The 4,362-nt window shown below is 71.4% G+C and carries 5 protein-coding genes; 3 read left to right on the forward strand and 2 right to left on the reverse strand.

The features are described 5' to 3' along the window. Positions 1 to 248: GNAT family N-acetyltransferase (locus tag AOK24_RS28790; protein ID WP_159052017.1), on the forward strand; the 248-nt coding region annotated here is incomplete at its 5' end. Here the strand turns inward: AOK24_RS28790 and AOK24_RS28795 are convergent. After that, complete coding sequence (locus AOK24_RS28795; RefSeq protein WP_055722971.1) at positions 226 to 573, reverse strand: DUF6204 family protein; 348 nt, start codon at positions 571 to 573, stop codon at positions 226 to 228. The genes AOK24_RS28790 and AOK24_RS28795 overlap by 23 nt on opposite strands. Positions 574 to 703: 130 nt before the next feature. Beyond that, positions 704 to 1,519 (reverse strand): class I SAM-dependent methyltransferase, encoded by an 816-nt coding sequence (locus AOK24_RS28800; protein ID WP_055722972.1) that lies wholly within the window; start codon positions 1,517 to 1,519, stop codon positions 704 to 706. Positions 1,520 to 1,680: 161 nt separating this feature from the next. Between AOK24_RS28800 and AOK24_RS28805 the strand changes: the two genes are divergently transcribed. Next, on the forward strand, positions 1,681 to 3,300 hold the full coding sequence (locus AOK24_RS28805; protein WP_055722973.1) for an ABC-F family ATP-binding cassette domain-containing protein: 1,620 nt from the start codon (positions 1,681 to 1,683) through the stop codon (positions 3,298 to 3,300). A gap of 320 nt (positions 3,301 to 3,620) precedes the next feature. Next, positions 3,621 to 4,362 (forward strand): RNA polymerase sigma factor SigF (locus tag AOK24_RS28810; protein WP_055722974.1); only part of this gene is annotated, 742 nt, incomplete at its 3' end.

Consider the following 4,362-nt stretch of genomic DNA (forward strand, 5'->3'; position numbering starts at 1 on the left):
GGGCCTTCGCGCACTCCGCCGGGCGGGGGCTGATGCGGGAGGGGCTCGACCTCGTCGTCGGGTACGCCTTCGGGCCCATGCGGCTGCACCGGCTGGAGATCAACGTCCAGCCGGGCAACACGGCGTCCATCGCGCTCGCGCGGGGTGCCGGGTTCCGGCTGGAGGGGCTGTCGCCGAAGATGCTCTACGTCGACGGCGACTGGCGCGACCACGAGCGGTGGGCGATCACCGCCGAGATGCGCGCTTGACGTTGATCTTCATGGTGTCGAGGTCGGTGACCTTCGACTTCAGGCCGGTGAAACCGTGCGAGAGCGCTTTCAGCGCCGTTTCCGCCCGGTCCTCCGCGATCGCCGCGGCCATCTCCTCGCCGTCCGCCGCGTCCGACACCACCACGTACCGCATCGAGAAGTGCTTCAGAGGGCTCGCCTCGTAGGTCAGCGAGCCCTCCTCGGTGAACCGCATGCTGGACAGGCCGTGGTCGGCGGCCTCGGCGAGCAGCCTCTCCCGGGACTCGTCGGTCAGGGCGTCCCAGGTGCCTCGGACGATGACCCGGTAGGTGTGCTGCTCGCTCATCGGCTTCTTTCCGTCTCTGGGTGCGGGGCGCGTCGACTCTACGGCGGTGCCGGCGGCCCGCACACGGAATTTCCCGCCGCGGCGGTCACCGCCCGGCCCCTGGGCGCCGCCGGTCCCGGTCCCCGCCCCGTCACTTCCGGCAGAGGATCTCCCCGTGCAGGACGGCGAACCAGCCGTCCTCCTGCCGCCCCCACTCCCGCCACGCCTCGGACACGGCCGCGAGCTCCTCCCGGGTCGCGTGCCCGCCCTCGGTCGCGCGGTCGGCGTACGCGGAGGCCAGCGTGCGGTCCGCCCACAGGCCGCTCCACCAGGCCCGCTCCTGAGGCGTCGAGAACGTCCAGTTCGCGGACGTCGCCGTGATGTCGGTGAACCCGGCCGCCAGCGCCCACGACTTCAGCCGCCGCCCGGCGTCCGGCTCGCCCCCGTTCGCGCGCGCGACGCGCTGGTACAGGTCGGACCAGGCGTCCATGCCGGCCGAGGCCGGGTACCAGATCATGCCCGCGTAGTCCGAATCGCGGACGGCGACGAAACCGTTCGGCTTGGTCACCCGGCGCATCTCGCGCAGCGCCTGTACGGGGTCGCCGACGTGCTGGAGGACCTGGTGGGCGTGGACGACGCAGAACGTGTCGTCCGGATAGTCCAGATCGTGGACGTCGGCGACCGCGAAGTCGACGTTCGTCAGGCCGCGCCCGGCGGCGGTGGCGGCGGCCTGCTCCAGGATGCCCGGCGCGTGGTCGACACCGGTGACGTGGCCGTCCGGGACCAGCGCGGCGAGGTCGGCGGTGATCGTGCCCGGTCCGCAGCCGATGTCCAGGACCTTCATGTGCGGCTTGAGTGAACTCAGCAGGTAGGCCGCGGAGTTGGCGGCGGTCCGCCAGGTGTGCGAGCGCAGGACGGACTCGTGGTGGCCGTGCGTGTAGACGGCCGTCTCCCGTGCTTCCGGCATGGCTGTGCCCCTTCGCGTCGTCGGGTCGGTGCGGATTTCACCGTAACGCCTCTGATCGCATGGTGAGACTAAGCGTTTCGCCATGTGGACTGACGAACCGTCAGGTGCTGTCCTCGATAACGGTTTGCCGTGCAGGTCGCCGGACCGGAGAATGCGTTTCCATGGGACATCTGGAAGCCGCGCACCTCGAGTACTACCTCCCCGACGGGAGGGCGTTGCTCGGCGACGTGTCCTTCCGTGTCGGAGAAGGGGCGGTCGTCGCCCTGGTCGGCCCCAACGGGGCGGGCAAGACGACCCTGCTGCGGCTGATCTCCGGCGAGCTGAAGCCGCACGGCGGCACCGTCACCGTCAGCGGCGGACTTGGCGTGATGCGCCAGTTCGTGGGCTCCGTACGGGACGAGACGACCGTCCGCGACCTGCTCGTCTCCGTCGCCCCGCCGGAGATCCGTACGGCCGCGGGCGCCGTCGACCGCGCCGAGCACGCGCTGATGACCGTCGACGACGAGGCCGCGCAGCTCCAGTACGCGCAGGCGCTCTCCGACTGGGCCGAGGTGCGCGGATACGAGGCCGAGACGCTGTGGGACATGTGCACGACCGCCGCGCTCGGCGTGCCCTACGAGCGGGCCCAGTGGCGGCAGGTGAGCACGCTGTCCGGGGGCGAGCAGAAGCGGCTCGTGCTGGAGGCGCTGCTGCGCGGGAGCGACGAGGTGCTGCTCCTCGACGAGCCCGACAACTATCTCGACGTCCCCGGCAAGCGGTGGCTGGAGGAGCGGCTCAAGGAGACGCGCAAGACCGTCCTGTTCGTCTCCCACGACCGTGAACTCCTCGCGCGGGCAGCGGAGAAGATCGTGTCCGTGGAGCCCGGGCCGGCCGGCGCGGACGCGTGGGTGCACGGCGGTGGGTTCGGGACGTATCACGAGGCCCGGCGTGAACGGTTCGCCCGCTTCGAGGAGTTGCGGCGGCGGTGGGACGAGAAGCACGCGCAGCTGAAGAAGCTGGTGCTGACTCTCCGTCAAGCTGCTTCCATCAGCCATGAGTTGGCGTCCCGGTACGCGGCGGCGCAGACCCGGCTGCGGAAGTTCGAGGAGGCCGGGCCGCCGCCGGAGCCGCCGCGCGAGCAGGACATCAGGATGCGGCTCAAGGGCGGGCGTACGGGCGTACGGGCCGTCACCTGCAAGGGACTTGAGCTGAGCGGGCTGATGAAGCCCTTCGACCTCGAAGTGTTCTACGGCGAGCGCGTCGCCGTCCTCGGGTCCAACGGGTCGGGGAAATCGCACTTCTTGAGGCTCCTCGCGGGGGAGGAGGTCGCGCACACCGGTGACTGGAAGCTCGGCGCGCGCGTCGTGCCCGGGCACTTCGCGCAGACCCACGCCCACCCCGAACTCCTCGGCCGCACCCTCCTCGACATCCTGTGGACCGAGCACTCCCAGGACCGCGGCGCCGCCATGTCCCGCCTGCGGCGGTACGAGTTGACCAACCAGGCCGAGCAGACCTTCGACCGCCTCTCCGGCGGCCAGCAGGCCCGCTTCCAGATCCTCCTCCTCGAACTCCGGGGCTGCACGGCCCTGTTGCTCGACGAACCGACCGACAACCTCGACCTGGAATCGGCCGAGGCCCTCCAGGAAGGTCTTGAGGCCTTCGACGGGACCGTCCTCACGGTCACCCACGACCGGTGGTTCGCCAAGACCTTCGACCGCTACCTGGTCTTCGGCAGCGACGGGAAGGTACGGGAGACCGCGGAGCCGGTGTGGGACGAGCGGAGGGTGGAGCGGGCGCGGTAGGGGCGGGCGCCGGTCCTGCGCGCGGGGCTGAGAGGGCCGGCGCCGTGGAGGCGGGCCTGTGCCGGGTGTCGTGATCGTCCGGCGGGCCTGGTGAGCCTCCGTTCTCGGCGCCTGGCAGGGCGTACCCGGCCGTGTTAGGCCAGGTCAGACCCCTTTTGGGTTTGCGGGGCGGGTGCCGGGGCAGGCGGACTGGCGTGCTTCGGACCGGAGGCACTCGGTGGGATGGCTCCGGCGGCCTGCGGCAGATCGTTCGCCGCGCGGGGCGTGCTCATCGGTGAACCGTCCAACCCAGAGCACCCGCAAGGGAGTGGCGACGCACCATGCGAAATCCAGTGAGCGTGACGCACCACCCGCACGATGACGCCCCCGACACGGCCGAAGCTTTCCGCAAGCTCGCCGACATGCCCGAGGGGCCCGATCACGACACGCTGCGCGGCGAGATCGTCGAGGCGTGGCTGCCGATGGCCGACCGCCTCGCGGGCCGCTTCCGCAGCCGGGGCGAGAGCCTGGAGGACCTGCGCCAGGTCGCGGCCCTCGGCCTCGTGAAGGCCGTCGACCGGTACGACCCGGACCGCGGCAACGCCTTCGAGAGCTACGCCGTACCGACGGTGACCGGCGAGATCAAGCGGCACTTCCGTGACCACCTGTGGACCCTGCACGTGCCGAGGCGGGTCCAGGACCTGCGCAACCGGGTCCGCTTCGCCTGCCAGGACCTCGCCCAGAACGGCGGCCGGCAGCCGACCGTCGCCGAGATCGCCGAGCGCGCGCAGCTCAGCGAGGACGACGTACGCGCCGGCCTGGAGGCCCTGGACAGCTTCACCGCCCTCTCGCTGGACGCCGAGCTGCCCGGCGGCGAGGACGGCTACTCCCTCGGCGACGTCCTCGGCGCGCCCGACCCCGCGCTGGACGTCGTCGTCGACCGCGAAGCCGTACGCGGGCGCCTGGCGGCGCTGCCGGAGCGGGAGCGGGCGATCCTGTACATGCGGTTCTTCGGCGACATGACGCAGAGCCGGATCGCCGAGCGGCTCGGGATCTCCCAGATGCACGTCTCCCGGCTGATCA

It is taken from the genome of Streptomyces niveiscabiei (assembly GCF_001419795.1).
Classification (GTDB): Bacteria; Actinomycetota; Actinomycetes; order Streptomycetales; family Streptomycetaceae; genus Streptomyces; species Streptomyces niveiscabiei.

Coding starts and splice junctions, on each gene's coding strand:
- AOK24_RS28795 (WP_055722971.1), bottom strand. CDS start 573: ATGAGCGAGCAGCACACCTACCGGGTCATCGTCCGAGGCACCTGGGAC.
- AOK24_RS28800 (WP_055722972.1), bottom strand. CDS start 1,519: ATGCCGGAAGCACGGGAGACGGCCGTCTACACGCACGGCCACCACGAG.
- AOK24_RS28805 (WP_055722973.1), top strand. CDS start 1,681: ATGGGACATCTGGAAGCCGCGCACCTCGAGTACTACCTCCCCGACGGG.